Raw genomic sequence first — 26,132 nt, forward strand, 5'->3', positions numbered from 1 at the left:
AGCGAACGACCGGGTTCGAACCGGCGACCTCAACCTTGGCAAGGTTGCGCTCTACCAACTGAGCTACGTTCGCACTCTCGCCGGGGGCGTTTCCGCTCCCTGCGAGAGCAGAACAGTAGCGCACTTTCGGGGCCAAGAAAAATCGGTATCTCCCGCTCCTGAACCCCCTGATTTGGCACACTTCCGATGTGACGGAGACCAACATGCCCCCTCCCGCGCGTCCCCTTGCCACCCGCAAAGCGGATGCACTAGAGCGCCTGACCACCGACGTCGACGCCTGGGTCTCCACCGCCTCACCGGACGGCGTCCCGTACCTGGTCCCGCTCTCGTTCATCTGGACCGGCGCGACCCTGATCCTGTCCACCGCCTCCCGCAACCCCACCAGCCTCAACCTCCAGGCCAACGGGCACGTCCACCTCGCGATCGGCGGCACCCGCGACGTCGTTCTCGTCACCGGTACGGCGCAGAGGTTCACGCCCACCCAGGAGCAGGGCGACACGTTCGCCGAGAAGACCGGCTTCGACCCCCGGGCCCTCGAGGCGACGTACCCGTACTTCGAGGTCACGCCGATCCGGATCCAGGCCTGGCGCGAGCCCAACGAGCTCGAGGGCCGGGACCTGATGCTCGAGGGCGCCTGGCTCGTCTGAGACCGCCCGTGTTTCGAGCAGGCCGCGGGCTCATCTGAGCGCCGCAGTCGTGTCATGCACGCCGGCCTACCGCGCCTTCGCCTCGCGCAGGATCGTCGCGATCTCGTCGTACCCACGCTTCTGGGCGTGCTGCAACGGAGTGACGCCGTCACTGTCGGCGAGCGACGGGTCCGCGCCGGCGGCGAGGAGAACCCGGACGATCTGCTGCCACGGCTCGGTGCCCTTGCCGAGGATCACGGCTTCGAGCAGCGCGGTCCAGCCGAGATCGTTCACGTGATCGACGTCGATCCTGGTCTTCACGACGCGACGGACGTAGTCGACGTGGCCACGTTCGCTGGCCGGAATCACCGAGACGCCACCGAACCGGTTTCGCAGCGTGAGGTCCGGGCGAGCCGGGAGCAGCGTTTCGAGCATGGCGACGCTCCCGGTGACTCCGGTGACGAGCCAGGCCGAGTCCTGCCGGTCGTCCTGCGCGTCGGGATTCGCGCCGAGCCCGACCAGCAAGCGGGCGACCTCGACGCGGTCGTTCAGCGACGCCAGGAGCAGCGGCGTACGGCGGTTGCTGTCGGTCGACTCGATCGCCGCACCCGCGGCCAACGCGGCAGCGGCCTGGTTCGCGTCGCCGGAAGTGGCCGCCGCCAGCAGTGCGGTGGCCGGGGCCTTCGGGCGTTCAGTCTTGAGCACGGCACTCACGGCAGCCTGGCCGCGCTTCTCAGCGCCCTGCACCGGCGTGATCCCGTCGCGCTCGGCCGGCTTGGCGCGGTCGGCTCCCGCTGCAACCAGCAGCCGCACGGTGTCGACGTACTGCGGGGTGCCCTTGCCGAGCAGGACGGCCTCGTGCAGCGCGGTCCAGCCGAGGTTGTTGACGTGGTCAACCGTCACGCCGGCCTGGATCAGCCGCCCGACCACAGCCGCGTGGCCGCGCTCGGCGGCGCGGATCAGCGCGGTGCCGCGGTAGCTGTCGAGGCTCCGGACGTTGGCGCCGTGCTGCAGCGTGAGGTCGAGCAGTTCGACGTACCCCTCGCTGGCGGCGATCAGGAACGCGCTCTGCACGGTGTCGTCGACCGCGTTGACATTCGCGCCGGAGGTGATCAGCCGGCGAGCGGTGGCCACGTCGTTCTTCCAGGCGGCGGCGATGAGTTGGTGGTCCAGGTCGGTCGCTGACGGCATGGTGGGCCTCGGGGTCGTCGATGTCGGCGGCTGGGCTTGGGTGGGTGTCGGCGGCTGGGCTGGGGTGGATGGGGATGTCGTCGGTGACGACGGCACGGCTTCGGGCGCCGAGCAGGCGCCGGCCGCCGTCACCAGGATGACGGCGGCCACCGACAGCGCGCGAGACGGGCTCATCGGCGCGGCGGGGTCAGTGCGACGACCTGGTACGGCGGCGTCGCGGTCGGCTCGTCGAACTTGCTGTCCACGAGCAGCAGCCTGCCCTGCACGAGCTTCGCGGTCGTGAGCACCCGCTCCGGGTCGGTCGGAGTCGCGGCGACGAGTCGCGCGGTCCGGCCGTCCTGCGCCAGCCGGAGCGTGGTCAGCACCTTCGAGAAGTTGCGCACCACCCACAGCGTGCGGCCGTCCTGCACGAGACCGTCGGCGTTCACGAGGTCCGCCGTACCGGTGTCAACGGCTGACACCGCGCCGGTCCGCAGCGCGAACCGCCAGAGCTTGCCGACGTTGCCCTGGGCCACGATCAGCGCGGTCCGGTCCGGGGACAGGACGATGCCGCCGAGGTTGAAGCCGGTCTGCGTCGGGATCGTCCCGGTCGCGTCCGCCCAGGTCCGGATCGTCCAGAGGCCGTGCTGCTCGGCGACCCGGAACACCTGCGGTGCGTTCGAGTTCGTCACGTACGCCGCGCCGTCGGGCCCGATCACCAGGTCGTTCAGGAATGCGTTCGGTACGCCGGTGCGCAGCGCGGCGAGCAGTTTGCCGTCGCGGTCGTAGACCCACAGGTCCGGCGCGCCCGGGTGGTCGATCCGGTTCGGGCCGCCCGCGACGTACACCCGGCCGCGCGAGTCGACGGTCACGCCGCGCGCCGTCCAACGGCCGTCGGTGCCGTCGCCGGCGAGCCATTCGGACGCGGCCGCGGCCCCCAGCCGACCGCGGTGGATCTCGCCGCCGGTGGTCTCGGAGACGTAGAAGCGCTGCGCGCGAGCGTCGTACCCGATGCCCTCGAACTTCGACCCGCGGAGGTCGCCCGGCAGTTCGTAGGTCAGCGGCCGGGCGGACGCGGTGGGAACGACGACGCCGGTGAGCGCGACGGACAGGACGAGCGTGGTGCAGAGGGAACGGACGGACATCGGGGACCTCTCATCGCTGGAACGGGATGCCTCCAGCGTGGTCGGTCTCAGCCTCGCGGACGACGGGAGTTCGGCCACCGCCGGATAGCCGATCGGATGATTCGGAAGCCGGTCTGCCGGGCCTACCATCGGCAGGACATGACGACTTCACACGCACCGGCCGCCGTGCTCGGTCAAGCCGGCGGGCTGCTGAAGGCGTTGCACACGACGTTCGTCGTCCTCGTGCTCGCCTCCGCGGTCCGCTACCTGACCGGTCACGGGTTCGGCGATCAGGCGCCCTGGATGATCGCGGGCGCTCTGGCCCTGCTGGCGACGTACGCCGCGGGGCCGGTCCTGCCTGGCCGGGTGTGGCTAGCGTTGCTGGTGGTGGTGTGGTTCGGGCTGGTGCTGCTCGCGCCGTCGTTCGCGTGGTGCGCCGTGCCGCTGTCGTTCGTGGCACTGCGGGTGCTGGCGTTCTGGCCGGCCTGCGCGGTGGTTGCCGGGATGGTGGCGGTTGTGGTGGTGCAGTGGACCCGGATGGCCGACCGGCTCGACCCGACGATCGTACTGGGACCGGTCTGCATCGCCGTACTGGCTGTTGGGGCCTACCGAGCGCTGGAGCGGGATGCGGTCGCGCGACAGGCGCTGCTGGACGACCTGCACGCGGCGCAGGGGGACCTGGCCGACGCGCAGCACCAGGCCGGCGCACTCGCCGAGCGGGCGCGGCTGTCGCGGGAGATCCACGACAGCGTGGCCCAGGGGTTGTCGAGCATCAACCTGCTGCTGCAGGCCGCCGAACGGGAGTGGGACTCCCGGCCGTCCTCAGCTCGCGAGCACGCGGGCCAGGCTGCCGCCACCGCGCGGGACGGGTTGGACGAGGTGCGACGGGTGGTCCGGGACTTGGCTCCAGCCGAGTTGGCTGCCTCTGGACGGCCTGCGCTGCCGGACGTGCTGCGACAGACGTGTGAACGCCTTGCGGCGGTGAGCGGGGTCGACGTACGGGTCCAGGTGCACGGGACGCCGGTGTCACTCGGCTCTGAGGTGGAGACGGCTCTGCTGCGGACTACGCGTGGTGCTCTGGCGAATGTGCTCGAGCACTCCGCGGCTACGACGGCCGTTGTCACGCTGACCTATCAGCCAGATTCCGTGGTGCTCGACGTCCGCGACGACGGGCAGGGCCTGACCGACCGCGCGCCGGCTGACCCGGATCGCGGGCGGGGACTCGCGGGCATCCGTGAGCGCCTGAGCCACCTCGGCGGCACGCTGGTACTGGAGAGCGAGCCAGGCGAAGGTACGGCGCTCGCGGCGTCGATCCCACTGAAGGCAGACGCGGGGGGAGTGTCGTGATCCGGGTCGCGCTGGTCGACGACCACCCGGTCGTCCGAGCCGGTATGCGTGCTCTGCTCGAGGGCCAGGACGACCTGTCCGTCGTGGGCGAGGCCTCCGACGCCCACAGCGCCGTACAACTCGTCGCCGCACTCCGGCCGGACGTCGTACTGATGGATCTCAACCTGGGCGCAGGCCCCGGCGGCGCCGAAGCGACCGCGAGCCTGCGGTCACTCCCGGAACCGCCGCACATCCTGGTCCTGACGACGTACGACACCGAGGCCGACATCAGCAGCGCGATTGACGCCGGCGCCTCCGGCTACCTCCTGAAGGACGCGCCCCCCGAGGACCTGTTCCGCGCAATCCGCGGCACCGCCCGCGGCGAAACCATCCTGGCCCCCGCCGTGGCGGCGCGCCTGATGCGCCGTACAGGGCCGTTGCTCACCGAACGAGAGGTCGAGATCCTCGGCCTGCTCGCCACAGGCGGTTCCAACCGCGAGATCGCCCGCAGCCTGTTCGTCAGCGAGGCGACGGTGAAGTCGCACCTCTCGCACATCTACACCAAGCTCGAGGTCGACACTCGCGCCGCGGCGGTGCCGCGAGCGATCGAGCAACGCATCATCCGCCCACCGAGCTGACAAAGCGAAGGCGAGGAGGAAACGCTCCAGCACCCGTCGCGCCACAACGCCGTACCGCAATCACCTCAGCCACAGCAGCCGAGCGAAGCGAAGGCGTCCCCGTCAGACAACCCCAGCCCCAGCAGCCGAGCGAAGCGAAGGCCAGAACGGAGTGCTCGACCGAGCGTGTCGCGCCACAACGCCGCACAACAGACAACCCCAGCCCCAGCGGGCCGAGCGAAGCGAAGGCCCCAGGGGGTGCGGGTGGCGAAGCCCCCGCCCGCGGCAAGCGAAGCGCAGCCGCACAGAATGACGGAAGCGGCCCGGTCCACGCTTTCCGTGGACACAGACCGCCGCCGATGACGTGGGCGATACTGGGTTCGAACCAGTGACCTCTTCGGTGTGAACGAAGCGCGCTACCACTGCGCCAATCGCCCGTTCGGGGTGTTGCTGGTGTTGCTCGGGAGAAACCATAGCGCATGGAACGGCGACGTACGAAACCGGCCGGGCTACTCTTGCTGCAGGACGGAGACCCCGTCGCGTTGGAGACGTGATTGTGACTTTCTCGCACGACACCGAGCACGCGCTCGGCACGCTGGTCCGGCTGGTCAACACGCTGCCCGGGCCGAACAGCCAGGTCGACACGATGGACTCGCTCGAGGATCTGGAGAAGTTCGTCCAGGAGCGGGAGTTCAGCGCGGTCGGGACGCTCACCGAGACGGATCTGCAGGAGGTCCGGGATCTGCGGCCGTTGTTCTCGCCGGTGTTCACGACGGGTTCGGACGCGGAAGCGGCGGCGATGATCAACGCGATCGTCGCCCGCGGTACGACGACGCCGCGGCTGACCAACCACGACGGTCACCCGTGGCACATCCACTACTCGCGCGACGGCGCCTCGCTGACTTGCCGGATCACGGTCGAGTGCGGGATCGCGCTCGCCCAGGTGATCTCGGCCGGGGAACGCGAACGCCTCCGCCGCTGCGAGGCACCGGACTGCGACGACGCACTGATCGACCTGTCGCGGAACCGCTCGAAGCGCTACTGCGACGCACGCACCTGCGGCAACCGCCTGCATGTCGCGGCGTACCGCGAACGCCGCAAGGCCTCGGGGGAGTAGCAGCCCCCGTACGACGTGAGCCGCGCCGGTGAGAGCACCGGCGCGGCTTGTCGTTGCGCCGGACGCGTTCCAGCTCTGGCTTCGGCGGCTGAGGAGCAAACCGACTTCGAACGGGCCCTGCCGTGTTCGGCCGCACCCGGATCGCCGGTTACGTGCCTCTGAATGAGCCGTACGCCGCCCTGCAGCGCGCCGAGCAGCGACGTCGCAGGCGGTCGAGATCCGCGTCGGGCCTGGGCGTCGCCGCTGCCCGTCCACGGCGGCTGGGCTCCTACACCCGGCCCTGCGGCTCCATCAAAGCGCGGCTATGAGTGCGGCGAACTCGCGCAGGCGCGCGGCGATTTGGTGGGTCAACCCGTGAGCTGCGCCGTTGGCCCACCGGATTTCGGTGGGCCAACGGGTGCGTTCATGGGTCAGCCCATCAAATTGGCTGTGGGTCGGACGGGCCGTCCGAGCGACCCACCAGATCGGATGTGGATCCGGCGGGATTCCTCGGGTTGTCGGTTGGTGGCGTGGGGTGACCCACCAACTGGGTTACGGGTCGATGTCCTCGGCGGAGCGTTCGGCGAAGACCTTGGCTACGGCGGCGGTGACTTCGCCGGGCGTGGTCAGGTCGCGGTCGTCGGCTCGGTGGATGGCTTGGACGTCGCGGGTGGTGGAGGTGAGGAAGATCTCGTCGGCGTCGGCCAGCTTCGCGAGGGGTACGTCGCGTTCGACGGCGCCGAACCAGGCGATCACCAGGCCGCGGGTGACGCCGGCCAGGGCGCCGGACTCGAGGGTCGGGGTGACGAGCTCACCGTCGTACACGCAGAAGATGTTCGACCCGGTGCCCTCGCACAGGTTGCCGATCGTGTTGGCGAAGATCGCCTCGCTGGCGCCGCGTTCCTTGGCGTAGGCCAGGGCGCGGACGTTCTCGGCGTACGACGTGGTCTTGAGGCCGGCGACCGCGCTGCGCTCGTTGCGGACCCACGGGACCGTGACGATCGCGGACGTCGGCGCCGGGGCTTTGATCGCCTGCGACGCGACGATCAGTGTCGGGCCCGTCGTACCGCGATCCGAGGACAACGGCGAGACGCCGCCGGTGTACGTGATCCGCAGCCGGCCGAACGCGATGTCCGGGTCCGCCTTCACGACCGTCGCGATCGCGTCCTCGACCTGGGCGACGTCCGGCGCCGGCAGCCCCAGCCCGGTCGCCGAGCGGACCAGCCGCTCCAGATGCTTGGTCACCGCGAACGGCTGCCCGTCGACGATCTTCAGCGTCTCGAAGACACCGTCACCCGTGGTCAGCCCGTGATCCAGCACCGACAACCCCGCGGACGACGGGTCCGGCAGTACGGCCCCGTTGAGCCAGACGATCATTCCTGCTCCTTCCAACGGCCCACACAGTAGCTCTCGGTACGGCGTTTCGTCTTACACCGTTGGGATTTCGCCTCCTGAGGCGTGATCGGGGGGTGAACGCAGGGTGACGAAGGGGTACCCCGATTTTTGTTCTCCCGCCTGGATGGGCTAATGTTCTTCTCGCGCCGGGGGAACGAAACACCGGTCGCAACGCGGACGTAGCTCAGTTGGTAGAGCGCAACCTTGCCAAGGTTGAGGTCGCCGGTTCGAACCCGGTCGTCCGCTCGGAGAGGGTATCCGGCAGGCCGCTTTCTCACCTGGTGGAGTGGCCGAGAGGCGAGGCAACGGCCTGCAAAGCCGTGTACACGGGTTCGAATCCCGTCTCCACCTCTGAACAACCCCTGCTCGTACAACTCAACACCTGGACGATTGGCGCAGCGGTAGCGCGCTTCCCTGACACGGAAGAGGTCACTGGTTCGATCCCAGTATCGTCCACGTAGTCGATGGGCGACTCGTGTCCGCGGAGAGCGCGGACCGGGTCGCCTACGTCGTTTTGTGCGGCTGCGCTTCGCTTGCCGCGTTGCGGGGGCTTCGCCACCCGCACCCCCTTGCGCCTTCGCTTCGCTCGGCTGCTGTGGCTGGGGTTCTTTGTGGTGCGGCGTCGTGTGCACCATCTTTGGTCGTGGGATCCGTGTCGCGGGGCCTTCGCTTCGCTCGGCTGTTGTGGCTGGGGTTGGTTGCCGGGTGCGCCTTCGCTTCGCTCGGCTGGCGTGGTGGAGTTGTCTGCGGTACGGCGTTGTGGCGCATCACGCCTGCTGGAGCGCATGCTGGCCGCCTTCGCTTCGCTCGGCTGTCGGGCGCTGAGGTTGGCTGACGGGATTGCAACCGCTTTGCTGCGGCTGGGGGTACCTCGCTCGGCTGATGCGCCTGGGTTTGGTGTGGTACGGCGTTGTGGGTGAATCACGCCTGCCAGAGCGCTTGCTCGCGGCTTCGCGTTGCAGCGGCTGGCCGGGGTGCCTTCGTTCGCTCGGCTGATGTATTCGGGTTACTTGCGGTGCCGCGGATCGCGCGGAACAGGTCCTCGGGTGTGCGTCCTTCAGCAGTTAGCCAGACGCGCCGACGTTCTTCGCACTGCTGATAGTCGGTCTCGTACGTCGTCCGGACCAGGATCTGCGGCGGTTCCGGGAGCGCTCGCGGGCTCGCGCTCGGTTCGGCGCCGCCGGGCAGCCCTTCCCGGCTTGGCTTAGCCGGTGCTGCTGATCGACGGGCACAGAGGCGCATCCTGCCGAAGGGTCCTTCTCTGTAGCCGCGGCCTTCACTCGAGTGGGCTTCCGGCTGTGTCGACACCTTGATCACCATCGCGGTGGATGCAGGCCGGCGTCTTCGGAGTGCCTCGGGTGGTGCGCAAACGGGCTGCCGTCCTTCGGCTGCGCTGTGGTTGCCCGGGGGCAGTTGTTGTCGGGGCTCCTCTTCTGTTGGTGGCTTGGCTTAGGGTCGTCACTCTTTGGGCAGGATGGGTTCCGCTTGGTGATCGGTGAGGGTCGTCGGGCCGGCTGCTGACTTCTGGGGGGCATGGTGGCGGGTGGGTTCGAGGGGTTCGACGCGTTGGTCGAGCTGGTGCGGTTGCGGTTTCGGCGGTTGCGGCGGCGGTTGGGGCGGGAGGACACGCCGCCGATCCTGGCGTGTGTGCAGCCGTCGTTGCACGAGGAGCCGGGGTTGCTGGCGGCGGTCGCGGAGCAGTTGCGGCCGGGGGATCGGCGGGCGAAGCCGGTGCCTTACGCGTACGTCGACCTCGGTGGCACTCGCAGTGTGCAGGCCGGGCCCGATCACGACCTGGCGCCGATCGACGTCGACGACGTGGTCGAGCTGCGGAAGGTGCTGTCGGCGATCACGGGGCAGTTGGGGCTCGGGAACGGGGGCAAGTACCGGTTCCGGCGGTTCTTCCTGGTGAACTGGCTGATGAAGATCTCCGTGCCGGAGCCGGACGGTGGGCCGCCGGCGATCAGCGGGAAGATGTTCCGGCGGGCGCTGGCGACCGCGGGGGACGACGGGGCGACCGCGGCCCGGTACGCGTTGGAGAGCTTGCCGCGGGTGCTGGCGACCGGCGTGCTGCTGGCGGTGACCGGGTTCCTGCGAGTGCTGCACAGTGGGCGGGTGCCCGGGCCCGGCAAGGGATACCGGTGGTTCCGGAACCAGGACTTCCTGCCGCGCGGTGACGACACCTTCGCCGAGCTCGCCTACCGGATCACCGCCGACCAGTGGCAGAAGCAGGATCCGGCGCAGATCGCCAGGCTGCTGGTCGGGGCGTTCCTGAGCGATCTGCGCGGTGCCTACCCGCGGCGTGGGTTCTTCCGGCGGTACCGGACGACGTTCCCGATCGTGCTGCTGGACGGGATCACGCGGGCCAACGGCGGGTACGCGCTGATCCGGACGGTCGCCGACGTGCGGAACGAGACGCGGACGTTCGACCCGTTGTTGCTGATGACAACCAGCCGGCTGGTGCCGCCGCTGGCGCTGCCGCCGGCCGAGGACTCGTCGCTGGAGAGCAAGACCCCGGCGGAACTCGTGCAGGGGTGGCACCAGCGCAACGAGGCCCTCAGCCGGCGGCGCGAGATCATCGCCTGGATCATCCCGATCACCGTGCATCCGCGGGCCGCGGGTGAGCCGCATGTGCCGGCGCGGCACCTGAGTCGGCCGCCGACGCCGTGGCGTCGTACGCGGGTCGCGAGGGGCGTGGCCGTCCTGGCGACGCTGGCGGTGGTGGGCGGCGGCTACACGGCGTACGGGATGGTGGACGACGAACGCCGGTGCGGTGACGGGTTCCAGTGGCGGGACGGGACGAGCTGGATCCTGTCGGACCCGATCGCGGACTCGGTGGCGCGGATCGGCGGGACCTGCGTCGGGGTGTCCGACGGGTCGAACAGCCTGCTGCTGCCCAGTGCGCAGTTCGACGACGTGCGCGGGCTGATCTTCGCCCAGAACGAGCAGGTACGCCGGGTGCACGCCGAGACCGGTCGTCCATTGATGACGCTGGTGTTCGTGGCGGCGGTCGCTGACCAGGCAGGCGTCGACAAGGCGCTGGCCGCGCAGCGCGAGCAGCTCGCCGGAATGGCCGTCGTTCAGGCGCGCCAGCTGGACCGGAACCGCGGCGCCGAGCCGCTGTTGCGGGTGCTGATCGCCAACGCTGGCCCGCAGCTGCAGCACACGCGGTTCGTGGTCGACCGGCTGCGGGTCCTGATGAAGGACGACCCGAGCATCGTCGCGGCGACCGGGCTGCACGAGAGCCGCGAGTCGACCCGGACGATGGTGAAGGAGCTGGCCGCGGCCGGCATCCCGTCGATCGCGGCGACGCTGACGGCCGACTCGATGGTCGACACGTCGCGGCTGTACTTCCAGATCTCGCCGCAGAATCGGCGCGAGGCCGCCGTCGCCGCGGCGTACCTGGACCAGTTGATAGCCAAGGGCAAGGACGCGTTCGGGCACCGCTTGACGCGCCGGGCGCGGCTCTACAAGTCGGCCGACCCGAAGGACACCTACAGCCAGAACCTGGCCGCCGACCTCGCGGAGAGTCTCGCGCGGCGCGGAGTCGCGGTGACGACGACCTCGATCCGGCCAGACGGCCAGGACGCGGGCGGGCTGGACAGCGGCGGGCTCGACCCCGAGCGCGCGGGCCGGGACGCCTGCGACGCCCGAGGGGAGGCCGTCCTGTACGCCGCCCGCGGGCTGGTCGACTTCCAGGCGTTCCTGGACGGGATCACCGATCGTTGTCCGAAGCAGCCGCCGTACATCCTGGCCGGGGACGACGTCACCAAGCACGTCGCGGAGCGCTCGGTCAGCGCGGCCAACCGCGCGGTCCCGTACCAGTACCTGTCGCTGGCGATCGCCCCCGAGCTCGGCGGCGCGGCGTCGCCCGCGGCGGCGAACTTCTACCAGCGGCTGACGACCCTGTTCGACTACGAGGGCGATCCGGAGCGGTCCCGCACGCTCGACGGTCACGCGGCGCTGAGCTACGACGCCGGCTACAGCGCCGTGCTGGCGGTGCGGTTCCTGGCCGAGAACAACATCGCGATCAGCAGCGCCACACTGTGGCCGGCGCTGCTGTCGATCACCGACGACGCCGGGCAGCAGAGGCGCTACGAAGGGGTGACCGGCACGATCGACTTCGGCGGCCGGATCGACCAGCGGGTGCCGGTGAACAAGCCGGTCTACATCGTGACGTTCGAGAAGGGCCGGGCGACGGCCAAGGACAACCTGGTCTGCGGTGCTCCCGCGGACCGCGAGAGCACCTTGACCAAACCGTGGTGCCCGATCGATCAGTAGTAGCGACGAAGGTCCGGCCAGAGGGCGGACCACGGCTTGGTCGGACCGGTGCAGAGGAGGACGTGGGTGCCTCGCTCCTCGTTGTCGACGCGTTGGCCGTTGTCCACGCGGGCTGCGTCGGTGCAGGTGCCGAAGTGTGACTCGTACTGCGGGACCCGTTCCTGCGTGACGAAGACGACCGGGCCGGTGTGGGCGTCGGTGGGTGGCGGCCAGTCGGCGTAGCTCATGTGGCCCGAGTACACAGTGGGGAGATCGCCGCCGTACTTCGCCAAGGCGCCCGCTTGGCCGTAGTTGCCGGCGAAGACGACGGCTCGGTCGCGGTCTTCGGCCGGGAGTTGGTGCCAGACGGACGTGACAGTGGCGGTGAGCTCGGGCCAGCCGATCTGTTCGCCTTGTTCGGCGTTGACGGGGAGGACGAGGTTGACGGCCGACTCCGGGAGGACCGGCAGGGTGAAGGCTGCCGAGGTGACAGCGGTGAGGACGGCTGCGGCGGCGAAGACGGTACGGCGTACGGCCTGGCGGCCTCGGGACAGCCAGTCGAGGGTGGGTTGGGTGCCTGCGGCAACGAGCACCAGGAGGAGTGGAAGGGCGTAGTAGGACTTGCCCCCGGTGGCCAGGACGATGATGCAGAGGATCGGGTAGGAGAGCGCGACCGGGCGGGACCAGCGCAGCGCCGGGGTGCGCCAGAGGCGGCGGAAGCCGGCGATCCAGACCGGGACCAGGAACGGCGAGAGCTGGGCGAGCTGGAGCGGGACGAACATGATCCGGTTCTCGGTGCCGTCGTCCTCGCTGATGCCGCCGGCAACGGTCAGCTGGGGCCAGTCGTGAGTGGCCTGCCAGATCACGTTCGGAGCGGCGATGACCGCGGCGACCGCGATGCCGGCGGGGAGGTACCAGGTCTTGAGGATGCTGCGCGGACCGGTGATCAGTACGGCGATCAGCAGGGCCGCGAGGGGCAGGACCACCAGGTACTTGTTCTCCAAGGCGATGCCGGTAGTGAGGCCCAGCGGGATCCACCAGCGCGGGTCGTCCGTGCGGAGCAGGCGGAGGGCGAAGAAGGCGATCACCATCCAGGCCAGCAGGTCGAAGGTCGCGGTGGAGACCAGGTGGCCGGTGCCGAGGACGAAGCCGGCCAGCGCCGTACAGGCGGCGGCGAGGATCTGGGCGTTGCGTTCGGCGCCCAGCTCGCGGGCGATCAGGGCCACGACGACGACCGTGCACGCGGCACTCAGTGTTGCGACGACGCGCAGGCCCATCGGGGTGTCGCCGAACAGCGTCATGGAGATCTTGGCGAGGAGTGGGGTGAGCGGCGGCTGGTCGGTATAGCCCCAGGCGAGGTGGTCGGCGGCGACGCGGAAGTACAGCTCGTCGCGGTGGTAGCCGTACCGGCCGGACAGCGCGGTGAGCACGGCGGCGACCGCGACGGCGATGAGAGTGACGGGGACGGTGGCGAAGGCAGGTACCGACGGGCGCGTCATGGCGGAATGCTGCCAGTCACCGAGGGCCACAGCTAGAGGTCGAGCAGCTCGGGTGAGCGCTCTCTCTCCAGCAGGATCACGCGGCCGGCGAGCGAGTCGTCCTTGATCAGCCGCACGACGGCGTCGGTGAGGGTCTGCAGCGGGATCTGCTCGGGCCCACGCTCCTCGGCGGGCAGGTCTTCGCGTTCGGCGATGCCGCGCTCGGTCGCCACCCAGTCCGGTACGACGCAGTTGACGCGGACCTGATGGCTTTCCCGCAGCGGCGCGAGAGTCGCGGTGAAGCGGATCAGGCCGGCTTTCGACGCGCTGTACTCCGGCGACACGTGCGGGCCCAGGCCTCGGCCGGCGGTCGAGCCGAGGTTGACGACCGCGCCCCCGCCGGCCTCACGCATGGGCTCGAGGACGAGCTGGGTGGCGAGCATCGGGGCGCGCAGGTTGAGGTCGAGCGAGGCCGACCAGCGGGCCGCGTCGGCGTCGGGGAAGCACGGGCGGAGGACCGCGCCGCCGCCGGCGTTGTTGACCAGGATGTCGGGGCGGGTCTCGTCGAGGAGCCTCGTGAGGGCTTGGTCGTCGAGCAGGTCGACGTGCTCGTAGCGAGCCACGGGCCGGAAGCGAGGAGCGCCCGAGCCGAGCGATGCGGCCGTCGTACTGCCCGACGCAGCGTTGATCGCTTCGGCGGCCCGGTGGCCGGCCTCGTCGTCGATGTCGACCAGGACGACCTCGGCGCCTTCCGCGGCCAGGCGGGAAGCGATGGCGCGGCCGGTGCCGACCGCGGCGCCGGTGACCACCGCTCGCTTGCCGAAAATCTCCATGCGGACCACAGTGCCTGCCGCCACCGACAGAAACCGGGTTGGTATGTCTCGGCCTGCGTGAGGGCACTTGTCTGGAGTGCGGCCAGGTGATTTGGTATGTCAACCTGCCCGCCGACAGGAGGTTCGGATGACGCTGCTCTACGAGCGGATCAGTACGTACGTGCTGGAGCAGATCCGCAGCGGCGCGCTCGGGCCGGGGGACCGGGTCGCGTCGGAGATGGAGCTGGCGGCGCAGTTCGAGGTCAGCCGGATCACGTCGAAGCGGGCGCTGGAGGTGCTGCGCGAGGCCGGTCTGATCGAGCGCGTTCGCGGCAAGGGATCGTTCGTCGTCCAGGACCTGCCCGATCTGAACGGCGTGACGACGCCGCTGCGCGGCCGGATCGGGAGTGGGCCGACGCCGTTCCGCCAGCGGCCGGGGACGATCGGGCTGGTGATCCCCGACGTCTCCGAGGCGTACGGGCTCGAGCTGCTGCGCGCGATCGAGGAGCGCTGCGCCGACCACGGCGTCCACCTGCTGGTACGACGGACGCGCGGTCGCCAGCCGGACGAGGAGAAGGCCGTCGACGCGTTCGTCGCCTCGGGCGAGGTGGACGGGATGATCGTGTTCCCGGTGCACGGCGACTTCTACAACGCGAGCCTGCTGCGGCAGGTGCTCGACGGGTACCCGATCGTGCTCGTCGACCGCCACCTGTCCGGGATCCCGGTGTCGGCCGTGCACACCGACAACGTCGCGGCCGCCCGCGCGCTGACCGAGCGGCTGCTCGAGCTCGGGCACCGGCACCTCGCGTTCGTCTCGCCGCCGCCGCAGAACACGTCGAGCATCGAGGAACGCCTGAAGGGCTTCCACGCCGCCTTCGCCAAGCACGAGGCCGGCGGGTACAAGGCGCACCAGCTCACCACGCTGCGCGCGACGCTGCCTGGCTCCTTCACCCCGGAGCACGTGAGCTCGGACGTCGCGACGATCCGCGCGTTCCGCGCCGAGGCGCCGGAGGTGACGGCGTACGTCGCCTGCGAGTACAACCTCGCCCGGATGCTCGACCGGGCGTTCACGCCGCCGGCGGCGGATGCGACGGGGACGGGCTCGCCCAGGGCGGATGCGACGGCAGGACCGCCGCCGAGCCCCCGCAACCCGCTGGACCAGCGCCAACCGGTGATCGCCTGCTTCGACTCGCCCGGGGACCCGATCTCCGGTGCGCCGTACCTGCACGTACGCCAGGACCAGGAGGAGATGGGCCGCCAGGCCGTCGACCTCCTGCTGGCCCGGCTGCGCGGCGAGCCCGTACCGAACCTCTCCCTGGTGCCGTTCCGGATCGTCGATGCCGACGACAACTGACTTTCGGCAGTACTGCGGTGACGCCGTCGGTCTGTAGCGTCGGAGGGTGACGTGGCGGCGGGCGGGTGACTTCGGGCTGTGGGCCGGCCTGTCGTTCCTGGTCATTGCCGAGAGCGGTTCCCGCAGCGATCCGTACTGGTTGATGGGCGGGTGCGTCGCGCTGCTGGCGGCCGCCGTACTGCTGCGGCGGAGCCGGCCGCTGGTCGCGCTGGCCGTGGTGATCGTGCCGGAGGCCGTGATCATCGGCCTCACGATGAACACCACGACCGGTACGCCGATCGCGTTCGTCCCGGCGACCGCGACGCTCGCCTATCTGGCCGGGCGGCGGGAGACGCAGCTCAAGTACTTCGTCGCGCTGACCAGTGGATCGCTGACGTTGCTGCTCGCGCTGCGGCTGATCCTGTTCCGCGACGTCGGGATCGCTGACACGGTACTGAGCTGGCTCGCGGTCGTGCTGCTCGTCCTGGTGCTGTGCGTGATGCCGTGGCTGATCGGCCGGTACCGCGCCCAGCAGGCGCTGCTCGCGACCGCCGGGTGGGAACGCGCCGAGCGGATCGAGCGCGAGCAGCGGCTGGAGATCGACCAGGTCCGGCTCAGGGAGCGCTCTCGGATCGCCGAGGACATGCACGACTCGGTCGGCCACGAGCTGAGCCTGATCGCGCTCCGCGCGGCCGCGCTCGAGGTGGACGCCGAGCTGCCCGAGCGGCACCGCCGGGCCGCGACCGAGCTGCGGGAGGCCGCCGCGACGGCGACCGAGCGGCTCGGCGAGATCATCGGCGTCCTGCGGGACGCCGACGCGCAGGCGCCCGTCGTACCGAGTGACGAGTCGGTGGCCGAGCTGGTCGACCGCGCCGCGGCCTCCGGTCTGGCGGTGCGGTTGGTGCAGGAGGGCGCGGCCGAGCCGTCGCCGATGGTGGATCGCGCGATCCACCGCGTGGTCCAGGAGTCGTTGACCAACGCCAGCAAGCACGCGCCCGGCGCCGAGGTCGTCGTCACGCTGACCCGCGCCGAGGACGAGGTCGTCGTGCGGATCGCCGACACAGGTGCCACGCGTGCCGTGCCGGAGGTTCCCTCGAGCGGCACGGGTCTCGCCGGCCTGGCCGAACGCGTTCGCTTGGTCGGCGGCAGCCTGACCGCAGGTCCGCGTGACCGGGGGAGCGCGGGAACCGGTGAGCGGATGCCGGTCGGTGGCTTCGAGGTGGTGGCTCGGGTTCCTCGCAGCGGCGGCCGCCCGGAGCCGGTCGCCGACGTCCGGTCGGCCACTGCCGACGAGCGGGACGTCGTACGGCGACGCGCGCGGCGCGGTCTGATCACCGCGCTGCTGGTCCCGGCAGGACTGTCGGTAGGGATCGGAGCCATTGCCCTGGGCTACTACTTGGTGGCCGGGTACAACTCGGTGCTCCCGCCGGACCGGTACGACGCGCTGCGCATCGGGCAGAGCTTCGCCGAGGTCGAGGCCGTGCTGCCGCGGATGCAGATGATCGACCCGCCGAAGGAGCGCGTGGTCGAGCACGACGGCTGGACCTGCCGCTACTACCGTCCCGACGGGCCGTTCTCGATCAACTACGCGTACCGGCTGTGCTTCGAGCACGACCGGCTGGTCGCCAAGGAGATGGTGCAGACCGGCTCGGTCCGGCCGACCGTGGAGGGCTACACGCCGGGACCCCAACCTGAAGGGACACGATGATCCGGGTCTTGCTGGCCGACGACGAGGCGATGGTCCGGGCGGGGGTCCGGGCGATCCTTGCCTCCGACGACGAGATCGACGTCGTGGCCGAGGCCGGTGACGGCGCGGAGGCGGTCGCGCTGGTGCACAAGCACCGGCCGGACGTCGCCGTCCTGGACATCCGGATGCCGCGGCTGGACGGGCTGGCGGCCGGGGCCGAGATCCGCCGCACGGCGCCGGAGACCGCGGTGGTGATCCTGACGACGTTCTCCGAGGACGCCTACATCGCGAAGGCGCTGGGCGACGGCGCGAGCGGGTTCCTGCTGAAGTCAGGAGATCCGCGCGAGCTGATCGCCGGGCTGAAAGCGGTCGCGGACGGAGCGGCGTACCTGTCGCCGAAGGTCGCGCAGCGGGTGATCGCCGAGCTCGGTGGCGGGACCGGCGGCGGCCGGATGGCCCGGGCCGCGGAGGCGAAGGAGCAGGTCGGCGTACTGACTCCGCGCGAGCGCGAGGTGCTGGCGCTGGTCGGTGCCGGGCTCTCGAACGCGGAGATCGCGGCCCGGCTGTTCCTGGTCGAGGGGACGGTCAAGGCCTACGTCAGCGCCGTACTGACCCGGCTCGACGTGAAGAACCGGGTGCAGGCCGCGATCATCGCCTACGAAGCCGGTCTGGTCAGCTAGCCCGGCTGTTGCCTGTTACGGCAGTGGGTACAGAGCGGTCTTGACCGGAAGGGCCGCCGACGCTCCGGCGGGTGACACCCGGTAGACACTTGGTCATGGGATAGTGGGACCTCCCGGCGGGACGGTGGCCGGGACGGACCAGCAGAGCCGGGGCGGCGGCACCGCCTCGTTGAGAGAATCAGGGGATCCAGGTCGTGACCGACTCGCACAACTCCGGACAGCACAAGGACCGGGAAGCGGCGGCGGCCGAGGTCCGGAGGATGTGGCAGCCCACGCCGTCCTGGAGCCAGCCGGACCCCGGCGCCCAGGCCGAGCCCGAGGAGACCGAGCCGGCCGAGGAGACGCAGGACGCGCTCACGGGCGACTCGTGGTCCACCCCGGGCCAGGCCACGCCGTACAGCGGACAGCCGGACCCGGCCCCCGCCAGTACGCCGGGCGCCCACAGCGCCGCTCCCAGCAGCAGCTCCGGTACGCCGGGCGCTCACAGCGCGTCCGAGCCTGAGGCCAACCCGTGGGGTTCCAGCAAGCCGAGCACCGGCGAGGCCAGCTCGTGGAGCATCGCCAACCCGGGCTCAGCCACCGGCACTCCCACCGGGACCCCTGCGCCCGCCGTCGACCCCTGGACGCAGCCGGCCGAGCAGCCGACCCAGCAGGCGCCGCAGCTCTCGCAGACCGCCCAGCAGTTCTTCCCGCAGGGCGTCCCGAACCAGCACCCCCCGCAGCCTCCGCGCGAGGTCTCGTACCGTGCCGAAGAGCTGATGCAGGCGCTGCCGCTGCCCCGGGAGGCTCCGGCCGAGCGCGGTGTCCGCAGCGTGCTGCGGCTGCGTCCCGGCAGCGCCGAGCGGATCGAGCGGATCGCCCGCGCCACAGCGGCGACCGCGTTCCGCCGTCCGGTCACGATCACCATCGCCAACCCCAAGGGCGGCTCGGGCAAGACGCCGACCACCCTGCTGCTGGCCGGTGCGCTCGGTCAGGCGCGGGGCGGCGGTGTGGTGGCCTGGGACAACAACGAGCTGCGCGGCAACATGCACCTGCGCACCCACGACACCAACGCCCGCTCCACCGTCACCGACCTGCTGCAGGCGATGCCGATGCTGACCCAGCCGGACGCCCGGCTCGGTGACGTCGCGGCGTACCTGCGGCACCAGGTGGCCGGCCAGTACGACGTGCTGACGTCCGCGACCACGACGTACTCGCAGATCGAGGCCAAGGACTTCGACCAGATCCACCGGCTGCTGAGCCGCTTCTACAAGGTGCTGGTGATCGACACCGGCAACAACGAGGGCTCCAGCAACTGGCGCGAGGCGATGCGGGCGTCGGACGCGCTCGTCATCCCGATCAAGTGGAAGAGCCTGTCCTGCGCGGCCGCCGTGCAGATGCTGGAGGAGCTGGACAACCAGGGTCCCGAGGCGCAGCGGCTGATCCGCCGCGCGGTGATCGCCGTCAGCAACGGCCCCGGCGACGTCAACAAGGAGGTCGAGAAGCAGCTGCGCCCGTACTTCGAGTCGCGCGCCGCCGCCGTCGTCGACATCCCGACCGACCCGCACATCGCCGCCGAAGGTCCGCTGGACCACTCCGCCTTGCAGCCGGCTACCCGGCGGGCCGGCCTGGAGCTGGCCGCGAAGGTCGCCGAGCAGATCATCATCGCGCTGAACGTCCCGCGCTGAGCTGACGGACAGGGGCTCCCGACCAGTTGGTCGGGAGCCCCTTCTGCTTGTCAGGCGTCGCGGCGTCGCAGGACCCGGAGTCCCACAGCCAGTCCCGCAACGGCCCACACCACCAGGACGACGAGGCTGAGCGTCGGCGACATCGGGTCGGTCGCGCCGCTGAGGAAGCCGTTGCCGGCACCACCGGGCAGCAGTGCAGCCAGCCACTGCAGCGCCCGGATGCTGCTCTGCCCCAGCATCATCGGTACGACGAGCAGGAGCAGGAACGCGGCGGTCAGAGTTCCTGCCGTGTTCCTGATGAGGAACGCGATGCCTGCCGTGAACAGTCCGGCGAGCATCGCGTACACACCGATCTGCAGCAGGTCCATGACCAGCGCCGACGCGGTCCAGTCCGCCCAGCGACCAGCGGCGAGGCCGGCTCCGACTGCCGCGACCAGGCCGAGCAGTGCGCCGTACAGGAAGAGCACGGGTGCCAGGACGAGTGCCTTGCCCAGTACGACGTCACGGCGTACCGGTGTCCACTGCAACGTGCTGCGGATGCTGCCGGTCGCGTACTCCGACGTCACCGTAACCATCGCGAAGGCCGCGATGACCACCTGCACGATCATCAGCGCGCCGATGGCCATGCCGCCGACCTCGGCCGGCACGCCGACCTGATCCGGCGCCGGGTTGTCGCGCTCGTACGCCGCGCTGAAGCCGAGCTGGAGTCCCAGCAGGCCGGTCAGCAGGACGGCGCCGACCAGGTTGAGCCAGGTGGAGCGGACCGACCAGAGCTTGGTCCACTCCGCGGCCACCGAGCCGCGCAGACCGGCGGCCGTCGACCTCTGGTGGACGGTGATGGTTGCCGTACTCATCGTTCTCCTACGGTTGTGAGCTCGACCTCGACCTCAGGTTCAGGGGTACGCCGTTTGCGGCGCTGGTGCCGGACGACCTCGACCAGCAGGGTCACCGCGAGGGCCAGGCCGATGCCGAGGAGCACACCCTTCAGCGGGTTGTCCTCGAAGGCCTTGCCGCCGATGTAGCCGACCAGGGAGCAGTAGATGCCCCAGCTGATCGCGGCGAGCCCGGCGAAGAAGGTGAACTGGCGGGCCGGGTAGCGGACGGCGCCCATGGTCAGCGTCACCGCGGTGCGGCCGCCGGGGACGTAGCGGGCGACCACCAGAACCAGGCCGCCGCGTTCGGCCAGTGCGGTGCGTGCCCACTGGGTCATGGCGTGCCGTTTGGTGCCGGGCTTGGTCCGGTCGATCAGCCGGCCTCCTGCGCCCCGACCGAGGAAGTAGGAGACGTGGTCGCCGAGGAACGCACCGGCCGCGGCGATCGCGATCACGCCGTACAGGTTGGGCTCGCCGGTGGCGGCGAACACTCCGGCCGTCACGACGAGAGTCTCGCTGGGGATGGCCGGGAAGAACCCGTCGAGCGCCGCGAAGCCGAACAGGGCCGCGTAGATCCACCAGGAGGACATCAGCTCCTCGGTGAAGTGCAGGATCGCGTCAGCCATCACGCCACCTCGGCAGCGACGCCGTACTGGACGCTGTCGGCCGTGAGCTCCATGTAGGCCTCTTCCAGCGAGGCCTGCTTGGTGGACAGCTCGTGCACCCGTACGCCGAGCTCGTAGGCCAGGTCGCCGACCCGCTCGACCGGTACGCCGCTGACGATCAGCTGGTCGGCCGTGGACTCGACCTGCTCGGCCTCACTGGTCAGCCGTTCGCGGAGTGCCGCTCTGGCCGCGGCGTCGGGGACCCTGACGTGCACGGTGGTCTGCGACGACCCGGCGATCACCTCGGCGATCGGTGCGTCGGCGATGAGCTTGCCGCGGCCGATCACCACGAGCTGGTCCGCGGTCAGCTGCATCTCGCTCATCAGGTGGCTGGACACGAACACGGTCCGGCCCTCTGCCGACAGCGAGCGCATCAACTGACGGACCCAGCGCACGCCGTCCGGGTCGAGCCCGTTCACCGGCTCGTCGAACATCAGGATCTCCGGGTCACCGAGCAGGGCGCCGGCGATGCCGAGCCGCTGGCCCATGCCGAGCGAGAACTGGCCGGCGTGCTTGCCGCCCACCTCGTCGACCCCGACGATCCGCAGCACCTCGTCGACGCGGCTGACCGGTACGCCGTTGCTGCGGGCCATCGCGACCAGGTGGTTGCGCGCGGACCGTCGCGGGTGCAGCGCCTTGGCGTCGAGCAGCGCGCCGACCTTCGCGAGCGGGACCGGCCAGTCGGCGTACGGACGGCCGTCGACCAGGGCCTGGCCCGCGGTGGGTCGGTCGAGTCCGAGGATCATCCGCATCGTGGTGGACTTGCCGGCGCCGTTCGGGCCGAGGAAGCCCGTCACCCGGCCCGGCGAGATGGTCAGGTCGAGCGCGTCCACGGCGGTCGTTCCGCCGTACCGCTTGGTGAGTCCTGCGAGGGTGATCACGGATGCCCTTCCGGTTCCTGGAGTGTGCTTCGAACCTAGGAATCGGCAGGGGTCCGGCACATCGGACCAACGGCTGGAGGGACCCCCGACTTTCGTCAGGTGACGGCTACGACCGGGGGATCGCGGCGGGGCCTGTGGACGGCGGGTGAGGCGCCGGCGGCGATGTCGATACCATCACTGCGTGACCGGCATCCCGGCCGATCGCGCAGACCCGAGGAGAGCAACGTGTCGGAAGTCAAGGTCCATCTGATCGGCGTCGAGGGCGAGGCTGAGCGGAGCGTGACCGAGACGACGACGATCGGGGAGCTGTTCGCCGAGCTGTTCGGCCAGGACCGCTCCGCCATCGCCGCGCGGGTCAACGGTGAGCTGCGGGACCTGTCCCGGGTCGTCGCCGACGGTGACGAGATCGAGCCGGTCAAGGCCGGGTCGGAGGACGGCCGCGCGATCATCCGGCACTCCACCGCCCACGTGCTGGCGCAGGCGGTGCAGGAGCTGTTCCCGCAGGCCAAGCTGGGCATCGGCCCGCCGGTCGAGAACGGGTTCTACTACGACTTCGACGTGCCGACTCCGTTCACCCCCGAGGACCTGGGGGCGCTGGAGAAGAAGATGCAGCAGATCATCAAGGAGCGGCAGCGGTTCGCCCGCCGGGTGGTCTCCGACGACGACGCGCGCGCCGAGCTGGCGGCCGAGCCGTACAAGCTCGAGCTGATCGGGATCAAGGGGTCGGCGGCCGACGCCGCCGAGGGCGCCTCGGTCGAGGTCGGTGGCGGCGAGCTGACGATCTACGACAACGTCCGGCGCGACGACAGCGTCGCCTGGAAGGACCTGTGCCGCGGGCCGCACGTGCCGGCGACGGGGTACCTGGGCAACTTCAAGCTGATGCGGACGGCGGCGGCGTACTGGCGGGGGAGTGAGAAGAACCCGCAGCTGCAGCGCATCTACGGCACGGCGTGGGAGTCCCGCGACGAGCTGAAGGCGTACCTGAACCGTCTGGAGGAGGCCGCCAAGCGCGACCACCGCAAGCTCGGCACGGAGCTGGACCTGTTCAGCTTCCCCGACGAGATCGGCTCCGGACTGGCGGTCTTCCACCCCAAGGGTGGCGTGCTGCGCAAGGTGATGGAGGACTACTCCCGCCAGCGTCACGTCGAGGACGGGTACGAGTTCGTCTACTCGCCGCACATCACCAAGGCGCAGCTGTTCCAGACCTCGGGCCACCTGGACTGGTACGCCGACGGCATGTACCCGCCCATGCACCTGGACGAGGAGCGCGGGCCGGACGGTGAGATCCGCAAGCAGGGCCAGGACTACTACCTGAAGCCGATGAACTGCCCGATGCACAACCTGATCTTCGACGCCCGCGGCCGGTCGTACCGCGAGCTGCCGATGCGGCTGTTCGAGTTCGGCACGGTGTACCGGCTGGAGAAGTCCGGCGTGATCCACGGGATGACCCGGGCCCGCGGCTTCACCCAGGACGACGCGCACATCTACTGCACCCGCGAGCAGATGCGCGACGAGCTGAAGAACCTGCTCACCTTCGTGCTCGGGCTGCTGGCCGACTACGGCCTGGACGACTTCTACCTCGAGCTGTCGACGAAGAACCCGGAGAAGTTCGTCGGGTCCGACGAGGTCTGGGACGAGGCGACCGAGACGCTGCGCGAGGTCGCCGAGTCGTCCGGTCTCGAGCTGGTGCCGGACCCGGGTGGCGCGGCGTTCTACGGGCCGAAGATCTCGGTCCAGGCCCGCGACGCGATCGGCCGGACCTGGCAGATGTCGACGATCCAGCTGGACTTCAACCTGCCGGAGCGGTTCGAGCTGGAGTACACCGCGTCCGACGGGTCCCGGCAGCGGCCGGTGATGATCCACCGCGCGCTGTTCGGATCCATCGAGCGGTTCGTCGCGGTCCTGACCGAGCACTACGCCGGGGTGTTCCCGCCGTGGCTGGCGCCGGTCCAGGTGATCGGCATCCCGATCACCGACGGGCACGTCGACTACCTGTTCGAGATCGCCCAGCAGCTCAAGGCGCAGGGGATCCGGATCGAGGTCGACGCCTCCGACGACCGGATGCAGAAGAAGATCCGCAACGCCCAGAAGGCCAAGGTCCCGTACATGCTGATCGCCGGCGACGAGGACATGGCCGCCGGGTCGGTCTCGTTCCGCTACCGCGACGGCTCCCAGAAGAACGGCATCCCGATCGCCGACGCGATCACCGAGATCGTCGAGTCGGTCCAGAAGCGCATCCAGGTATGACGGACCAGCCGCCCGGTTCGCCGTACGAGCCCGAGAACACAGTGCAGCAGGAGGGGGTCGGCGACGCCGACCCGTTCCTGCGGCTGTGGACGCCGCACCGGATGGCCTACATCGCCGGTGAGAACAAGCCGACCAGCGACCAGGCCGGATCCGGCTGTCCGTTCTGCCGGATCCCGTCGCTGCCGGACGCGGACGGGCTGATCGCGCAGCGCGGCGAGGCGGCGTACGCCGTACTGAACCTGTACCCGTACAACCCCGGGCATTTGATGGTCGTGCCGTACCGGCACGTCGCGGACTACACCGAGCTGACGCCGGCGGAGGTCGCCGACGTCGCCCGGCTCACGCAGGAAGCGATGGTCGCGGTCCGCGCGGTGTCGGCGGCCCACGGCTTCAACATCGGCATGAACCAGGGCGAGATCGCCGGGGCGGGGATCGCCGCCCACCTGCACCAGCACGTGGTCCCACGCTGGGGCGGCGACACCAACTTCATGCCGGTGATCGGGCAGACGAAGGTGTTGCCGCAGTTGCTGGCCGACACCCGGTCGCTGCTGGCAAAGAACTGGCCGAGCAGCTAGTTGCTGGAGTGTGCGGTTGGGTTGACGGTTTCTACGTCCAACCCAACCTGAGGTCGAGCACGGCGACGTCAGTCGGCTCGCACTCAACTTCCGGCGCAGCCTGATGTCGGTTGAAAACGACTGCTGCTTTACACCGGGCGGCGTTGGACTGCGTTGGCGATGGCTGCTGTGACGAGGTTGTTGACTGCTGCGGTTGAGGGTGGGCCGGGGTCGCGGTCGGCGTGCAGGAGGTGGCCGCCGCCGACCAGGGACAGGGTGATCGAGTCGATGTCGGCGTCGGGGGCGATGCGGCCGAGGTCGCGTTCGGCGGTCAGGTAGGCGGAGATCGCGGTCGTCGCCTGGGCAAGGATGGCGATGCCTCCTCCGGGGGTGGCTTGGCGCAGGCGGGCGCGCAGCTCGTCGCGGAAGGTGATGAGCGGGATGATCGCGACCGGGACCGGGCCGAAGAGGGCGGTCAGTGCGGTGGTGAGGTTGTCGGCGACCGTCCCGGTGCCGGCGGAGTCGCGGAGTGCGGTCGCCTGAGCTTCGAGCTGGGCGGCGCGGTCGAGGACGAGGTCGGCGAGGAACGCGTCGAAGTCGGCGAAGTGCCGGTGCAGGACGCCCTTCGCGCAACCGGCTTCGTCGGTGACGGCTCGGCTGGTCAGTGCGTTGGGTCCGTCGCGCAGGAGTACGCGTTCGGCGGCGTCGAACAACTGCTGCCGCGCGTCGCGAAGATGCACTCCAGTCGGCACGCGCAGATCCTCTCATTCTCTGGGCCCGTTGCTTGAGTGGGCGAGTGCCCACTAAGGTGGGCGCATGCCCACATTACCGCGCGAAGAACCGGGAACAGCTGCAGAGAAGCCGTACGAGGCCCGGCGGATGGCCGAGTCGTTCGGCGTGAACGCGGAGCGGTACGACCGAGCTCGACCTACCTATCCAGATGCTCTGGTGGACCAGATTGTCACTGGGAGATCGGGCCTCGACGTGCTGGATGTCGGGTGTGGGACGGGGATTGCCGGGCGGCAGTTTCAGGCGGCTGGGTGTTCGGTGCTGGGGGTCGAGCCGGATGCGCGGATGGCGGACTTCGCTCGGGGGCGGGGGCTGCAGGTGGAGGTGGCTTCGTTCGAGGAGTGGGAGCCGGCGGGCCGACGCTTTGACGTGGTGATCGCGGCGCAGGCTTGGCACTGGGTGGATCCGGTGGCCGGCGCGGTGAAGGCGGCAGAGGTGCTGCGGCCTGGGGGACGACTGGCGATCTTCGGGCATGTGTACGAGCCGCCGATCGAGGTGGCTGAGGCGTTCGCGGCCGCCTTCCAACGAGCGGTGCCCGACTCTCCGTTCAACGGGCAACCGGCCCGGCGGCCGGTCGAGGTCTACCAGGCGGCGTACGGGAAGATCGCCGATCAGCTGCGTGAGACCGGACGGTTCGACGAGCCGGAGCAGTGGCGGTTCGACTGGGAGCGGTCGTACACGCGCGACGAGTGGCTCGAGTTGATTCCGACGACCGGCGGGCTCACCCAGCTTCGGCCCGACCAGTTGACCGACGTACTGGACGCGGTCGGGAAGGCGATCGACTCGCTGGGCGGACGCTTCACGATGCCGTACACGACTCTGGCCACGACCGCCGTTCGCGCGGCCTGACGCT

21 protein-coding genes and 5 tRNA genes are annotated in these 26,132 nt (G+C 70.2%); 15 read left to right on the plus strand and 11 right to left on the minus strand.

What is annotated here, in order from left to right:
* A tRNA-Gly gene (locus tag ABD235_RS08050) sits at positions 1-73 on the minus strand.
* A gap of 130 nt (positions 74-203) precedes the next feature.
* Here ABD235_RS08050 and ABD235_RS08055 point away from each other — a divergent pair.
* The gene (locus ABD235_RS08055; protein ID WP_344171560.1) at positions 204-647 is read left to right on the plus strand and encodes a pyridoxamine 5'-phosphate oxidase family protein; all 444 of its coding nucleotides are present in this window, start codon (positions 204-206) and stop codon (positions 645-647) included.
* A 66-nt stretch (positions 648-713) separates the two neighbouring features.
* Here the strand turns inward: ABD235_RS08055 and ABD235_RS08060 are convergent, their stop codons facing one another.
* Both ABD235_RS08060 and ABD235_RS08065 read right to left on the minus strand, forming a co-directional pair.
* Positions 714-1,817, minus strand: a complete 1,104-nt coding sequence (locus ABD235_RS08060) for an ankyrin repeat domain-containing protein (RefSeq protein ID WP_344171562.1) — start codon at positions 1,815-1,817, stop codon at positions 714-716.
* A gap of 170 nt (positions 1,818-1,987) precedes the next feature.
* A complete protein-coding gene (locus ABD235_RS08065; protein ID WP_344171564.1) occupies positions 1,988-2,941 on the minus strand; it encodes an SMP-30/gluconolactonase/LRE family protein in 954 nt (317 codons plus the stop codon).
* 138 nt (positions 2,942-3,079) lie between these two features.
* On the opposite strand from ABD235_RS08065, the gene ABD235_RS08070 reads away from it, so the two are divergent.
* Positions 3,080-4,267 carry a sensor histidine kinase gene (locus tag ABD235_RS08070; RefSeq protein WP_344171566.1) on the plus strand — a complete coding sequence of 396 codons (1,188 nt, stop codon included), beginning with the start codon at positions 3,080-3,082 and terminating at the stop codon, positions 4,265-4,267.
* On the plus strand, positions 4,264-4,884 hold the full coding sequence (locus ABD235_RS08075) for a response regulator (RefSeq protein ID WP_344171568.1): 621 nt from the start codon (positions 4,264-4,266) through the stop codon (positions 4,882-4,884). The genes ABD235_RS08070 and ABD235_RS08075 overlap by 4 nt, the downstream gene beginning before the upstream one ends.
* Before the next feature lie 344 nt (positions 4,885-5,228).
* On the opposite strand, the gene ABD235_RS08080 is transcribed toward ABD235_RS08075, so the two are convergent.
* Positions 5,229-5,300, minus strand: a tRNA-Val gene (locus tag ABD235_RS08080).
* Between the two features lie 113 nt (positions 5,301-5,413).
* On the opposite strand from ABD235_RS08080, the gene ABD235_RS08085 reads away from it, so the two are divergent.
* Complete coding sequence (locus tag ABD235_RS08085) at positions 5,414-5,980, plus strand: CGNR zinc finger domain-containing protein (RefSeq protein WP_344171570.1); 567 nt, start codon at positions 5,414-5,416, stop codon at positions 5,978-5,980.
* Between the two features lie 531 nt (positions 5,981-6,511).
* On the opposite strand, the gene ABD235_RS08090 is transcribed toward ABD235_RS08085, so the two are convergent.
* Positions 6,512-7,336, minus strand: a complete 825-nt coding sequence (locus ABD235_RS08090; RefSeq protein ID WP_344171572.1) for an aminotransferase class IV — start codon at positions 7,334-7,336, stop codon at positions 6,512-6,514.
* A 191-nt stretch (positions 7,337-7,527) separates the two neighbouring features.
* Here ABD235_RS08090 and ABD235_RS08095 point away from each other — a divergent pair.
* The 4 genes from ABD235_RS08095 (at position 7,528) to ABD235_RS08110 (ending at position 11,635) form a co-directional block, all read left to right on the plus strand.
* Positions 7,528-7,600 (plus strand) — tRNA-Gly (locus ABD235_RS08095).
* 34 nt (positions 7,601-7,634) lie between these two features.
* Positions 7,635-7,705 (plus strand) — tRNA-Cys (locus tag ABD235_RS08100).
* A 33-nt stretch (positions 7,706-7,738) separates the two neighbouring features.
* Positions 7,739-7,810 (plus strand) — tRNA-Val (locus tag ABD235_RS08105).
* Positions 7,811-8,887: 1,077 nt separating this feature from the next.
* On the plus strand, positions 8,888-11,635 hold the full coding sequence (locus ABD235_RS08110; RefSeq protein ID WP_344171574.1) for a type 1 periplasmic-binding domain-containing protein: 2,748 nt from the start codon (positions 8,888-8,890) through the stop codon (positions 11,633-11,635).
* On the opposite strand, the gene ABD235_RS08115 is transcribed toward ABD235_RS08110, so the two are convergent.
* Positions 11,629-13,113: an ArnT family glycosyltransferase gene (locus tag ABD235_RS08115; protein ID WP_344171576.1), complete on the minus strand. Its 1,485-nt coding sequence runs from the start codon at positions 13,111-13,113 to the stop codon at positions 11,629-11,631. The two genes, ABD235_RS08110 and ABD235_RS08115, sit on opposite strands and share 7 nt — an antisense overlap.
* Before the next feature lie 32 nt (positions 13,114-13,145).
* Positions 13,146-13,925 carry an SDR family NAD(P)-dependent oxidoreductase gene (locus tag ABD235_RS08120; protein ID WP_344171578.1) on the minus strand — a complete coding sequence of 260 codons (780 nt, stop codon included), beginning with the start codon at positions 13,923-13,925 and terminating at the stop codon, positions 13,146-13,148.
* A 127-nt stretch (positions 13,926-14,052) separates the two neighbouring features.
* On the opposite strand from ABD235_RS08120, the gene ABD235_RS08125 reads away from it, so the two are divergent.
* The 4 genes from ABD235_RS08125 to ABD235_RS08140 all read left to right on the plus strand — a co-directional run bounded on the left by ABD235_RS08125 (position 14,053) and on the right by ABD235_RS08140 (position 19,271).
* On the plus strand, positions 14,053-15,258 hold the full coding sequence (locus ABD235_RS08125) for a GntR family transcriptional regulator (RefSeq protein WP_344171580.1): 1,206 nt from the start codon (positions 14,053-14,055) through the stop codon (positions 15,256-15,258).
* A 46-nt stretch (positions 15,259-15,304) separates the two neighbouring features.
* Entirely contained in the window at positions 15,305-16,945 is a 1,641-nt protein-coding gene (locus ABD235_RS08130; protein ID WP_344171582.1) for a sensor histidine kinase, read from the plus strand.
* The gene (locus ABD235_RS08135; protein ID WP_344171584.1) at positions 16,942-17,604 is read left to right on the plus strand and encodes a response regulator; all 663 of its coding nucleotides are present in this window, start codon (positions 16,942-16,944) and stop codon (positions 17,602-17,604) included. Before ABD235_RS08130 ends, ABD235_RS08135 begins: the two co-directional genes overlap by 4 nt.
* Before the next feature lie 194 nt (positions 17,605-17,798).
* Positions 17,799-19,271: a MinD/ParA family ATP-binding protein gene (locus ABD235_RS08140; protein WP_344171586.1), complete on the plus strand. Its 1,473-nt coding sequence runs from the start codon at positions 17,799-17,801 to the stop codon at positions 19,269-19,271.
* Between the two features lie 50 nt (positions 19,272-19,321).
* Here the strand turns inward: ABD235_RS08140 and ABD235_RS08145 are convergent, their stop codons facing one another.
* Genes ABD235_RS08145 through ABD235_RS08155 form a run of 3 tightly spaced genes read right to left on the minus strand, consistent with a single transcriptional unit; the run spans position 19,322 to position 21,689 of the window.
* Entirely contained in the window at positions 19,322-20,125 is an 804-nt protein-coding gene (locus tag ABD235_RS08145) for an ABC transporter permease (RefSeq protein WP_344171588.1), read from the minus strand.
* Positions 20,122-20,769, minus strand: a complete 648-nt coding sequence (locus ABD235_RS08150; RefSeq protein WP_344171590.1) for a DedA family protein — start codon at positions 20,767-20,769, stop codon at positions 20,122-20,124. The genes ABD235_RS08145 and ABD235_RS08150 overlap by 4 nt, the downstream gene beginning before the upstream one ends.
* The gene (locus tag ABD235_RS08155; protein ID WP_344171592.1) at positions 20,769-21,689 is read right to left on the minus strand and encodes an ABC transporter ATP-binding protein; all 921 of its coding nucleotides are present in this window, start codon (positions 21,687-21,689) and stop codon (positions 20,769-20,771) included. Before ABD235_RS08155 ends, ABD235_RS08150 begins: the two co-directional genes overlap by 1 nt.
* A 225-nt stretch (positions 21,690-21,914) precedes the next feature.
* Between ABD235_RS08155 and thrS the strand changes: the two genes are divergently transcribed.
* Both thrS and ABD235_RS08165 read left to right on the plus strand, forming a co-directional pair.
* Positions 21,915-23,936 (plus strand): threonine--tRNA ligase, encoded by a 2,022-nt coding sequence (thrS, locus tag ABD235_RS08160; protein WP_344171594.1) that lies wholly within the window; start codon positions 21,915-21,917, stop codon positions 23,934-23,936.
* Positions 23,933-24,511, plus strand: a complete 579-nt coding sequence (locus ABD235_RS08165) for an HIT family protein (protein WP_344171596.1) — start codon at positions 23,933-23,935, stop codon at positions 24,509-24,511. The genes thrS and ABD235_RS08165 overlap by 4 nt, the downstream gene beginning before the upstream one ends.
* Positions 24,512-24,639: 128 nt before the next feature.
* Here ABD235_RS08165 and ABD235_RS08170 read toward each other — a convergent pair whose 3' ends face one another.
* Entirely contained in the window at positions 24,640-25,242 is a 603-nt protein-coding gene (locus ABD235_RS08170) for a TetR/AcrR family transcriptional regulator (protein WP_344171598.1), read from the minus strand.
* Between the two features lie 127 nt (positions 25,243-25,369).
* Here ABD235_RS08170 and ABD235_RS08175 point away from each other — a divergent pair, with 127 nt between their 5' ends.
* Entirely contained in the window at positions 25,370-26,128 is a 759-nt protein-coding gene (locus tag ABD235_RS08175) for a class I SAM-dependent methyltransferase (protein WP_344173689.1), read from the plus strand.
* Positions 26,129-26,132: the final 4 nt, after the last annotated feature.

Origin of the sequence: Kribbella lupini (genome assembly GCF_039529595.1) — a bacterium.
Classification (GTDB): domain Bacteria; phylum Actinomycetota; class Actinomycetes; order Propionibacteriales; family Kribbellaceae; genus Kribbella; species Kribbella lupini.